The organism is Ideonella azotifigens (genome assembly GCF_006519715.1).
Lineage (GTDB): Bacteria > Pseudomonadota > Gammaproteobacteria > Burkholderiales > Burkholderiaceae_C > Ideonella > Ideonella azotifigens.
In genome coordinates, this window is sequence record NZ_VIDT01000843.1 from 1 (window position 1) to 2061 (window position 2061).

Annotated in this window: 3 protein-coding genes and 1 pseudogene; all 4 read right to left on the reverse strand. The window is 67.5% G+C overall.

The window, feature by feature from the left end:
• Nucleotides 1-285, reverse strand: a pseudogene (locus FKP22_RS28345) (hypothetical protein); the annotation flags it as partial.
• Between the two features lie 19 nt (nucleotides 286-304).
• Nucleotides 305-1063, reverse strand: a complete 759-nt coding sequence (locus FKP22_RS28350) for a lysophospholipid acyltransferase family protein (RefSeq protein ID WP_141291431.1) — start codon at nucleotides 1061-1063, stop codon at nucleotides 305-307.
• A 34-nt stretch (nucleotides 1064-1097) separates the two neighbouring features.
• A complete protein-coding gene (gmhB, locus tag FKP22_RS28355) occupies nucleotides 1098-1736 on the reverse strand; it encodes a D-glycero-beta-D-manno-heptose 1,7-bisphosphate 7-phosphatase (protein WP_141291433.1) in 639 nt (212 codons plus the stop codon).
• A 20-nt stretch (nucleotides 1737-1756) separates the two neighbouring features.
• On the reverse strand, nucleotides 1757-2061 hold a 305-nt coding region (locus FKP22_RS28360), incomplete at its 5' end, for a DALR anticodon-binding domain-containing protein (RefSeq protein WP_259372468.1).

Here is a 2061-nt window from a genome sequence, read left to right on the forward strand (position 1 = left end):
GATGGAAAAGCCGATGGATTTTCGGCGCGCACGGCGCAGCAGGTAGCCCACCCGGCAGTCGCCCAGCCGGATCTCGCGGTCGGCCTTGGCATGGGTGTAATCGAACGGCCGCGGGCCGGGGGGCGGCGCAGGCGGTGGGGGCTGGACAGCTGGGGGCTGGGACAGCGCGGCTGGTGCCGGGGTTGACGGCGCGGTGAACGCACCGGTCAGCGACGGGAACGCCGCGTCGATCAGGTCGAACAAGGACATCTGGCGCGGCAAGGCGGCGTCACGGCGTGGGGCCATGAGCGGCGATTCTAGTGACTCAACGGCTTGCGTAGGCTTCGGGGTCGATGCGCCGCATCTCGGTTTCGATCCAGGCTTCGACTTCGCGCATCAATTCGTCGGGCTTGCGGCCAACGGAGGGGATGGGCGGGCCAATGGAGACGTCGATCATGCCGGGGCGCAGCAGGAAGCTCTTGCGTGGCCAGCACTTGGCCGAGCTGACGGCAATCGGCACGACAGGCACGCCGGCCGTGATGGCCAGCCGCGAGGCACCGGTCTTGTAGTCGCCCTGCTCGCCGCGAGCCGAGCGTGTGCCCTCCGGGAACATGATGACCCAGTTGCCCTTGGCCATGTGCTGCTGGCCCTGCTCGGCCACCTTGCTCCAGGCCTGGTTGCGCTTGCTGCGGTCGATGTGGATCATGTCCAGGCTGCCGATGGCCCAGCCGAAGAATGGGATCCACAACAGCTCGCGCTTGAACACATAGCACAGCGGGTGCGGCATGATCGCCGGGAAGGCGAAGGTCTCCCAGGTCGACTGGTGCTTGGGCGCCAGGATCACGGCAGCCTTGCTGTCGGCCGCGGTCGGCACGTGTTCCATGCCGGTGATGCGGTACTTCACGCCGCAGATCACCTTGGCGCCCCAGATCGCAGTGCTCAGCCAGCCGGCGCACATCCAGTACAGCGGCGTGCCCTTCATCACCACCGAGACCAGCACCACGGCCAGCGCCCAGGGGATGACCGTGACGGTCATCCAGAGGAAAAACAGGGCCGATCGAATCATCCATCCCAAACGTTGCATGTACTTCCAGGCTCCTGCCTTGCGGGTTCTAATTTCAAACGCTGGGCTTCAGGCCCGCGGCGGGCGCCCGCTGGCCGTGCGTGCCGGCCGGGTGGAGCAGCTTTTGGGCAGCTTCTTTCGCGAGCAGCCAGCGAGCGAAGGAGGCCAGGTCGTCATGCACCTCGGTGCTGGGCACCGCGGCCATCCACTGCGCCAGTTCGGCCTCGGTCACCAGCGTGGCGCGCCCGCTGCGCACCAGGTGCGGCGGGCAGCCAGCGGCGCGCGCTGCTTCGAGGTCGCGCAGCGTGTCGGCCACCATCGGCACCAGCTTCAGGTCCACGCCGTAGCGCAGCGCAATGTCATGCATCATGCCCGGCAGCGGCTTGCGGCAGTCGCAGGCCTCTTCGGGGGCGTGCGGGCAGAAGAAGACCGCATCAATGCGGCCACCCTTGGCCATCAGCAGCTTCATCATGTGCTGGTGCACCGCATTGACCGAAGCCATGTCGACCAGCCCGCGGCCGATGCCGGACTGGTTGGTCGCCAGCACCACGTGCCAGCCGGCATGGTTGAGCTGCGCCACCGCCTCCAGCGCGCCGGGAATCGGCTCCCATTCGTCGGGCTCCTTGACGTGGTCCTCGCGGAAGCGATTGAGGATGCCGTCGCGGCCGATGATGATGAGCTTGGGCGCTTGCATGGTGATGAAGGTTCAGTCGCTCAACTCGCCAGGCGCGACAGGTCGGCCACGCGGTTCATCGCCGCGTGCAGCCGGCCCAGCAAAGCCAGGCGGTTGTTGCGCAGCGCCAGGTCTTCGGCGTTGACCATCACGTCATCGAAAAACGCATCCACCGGCGCCTTCAGCCCGGCCAGCGCCTGCAGGCTGGCGGCGTAGTCGTGCGCGTCGAACAACGCGTCGGCCTTGGGGCCCAGCTCGGCCAGCGTGGCGGCCAGCGCCTGCTCGGCAGGCTCCTTCAGCAGCTCGGCGGAGACCTCGGTCGGCAGCGTGCCTTCGACCTTCTTCA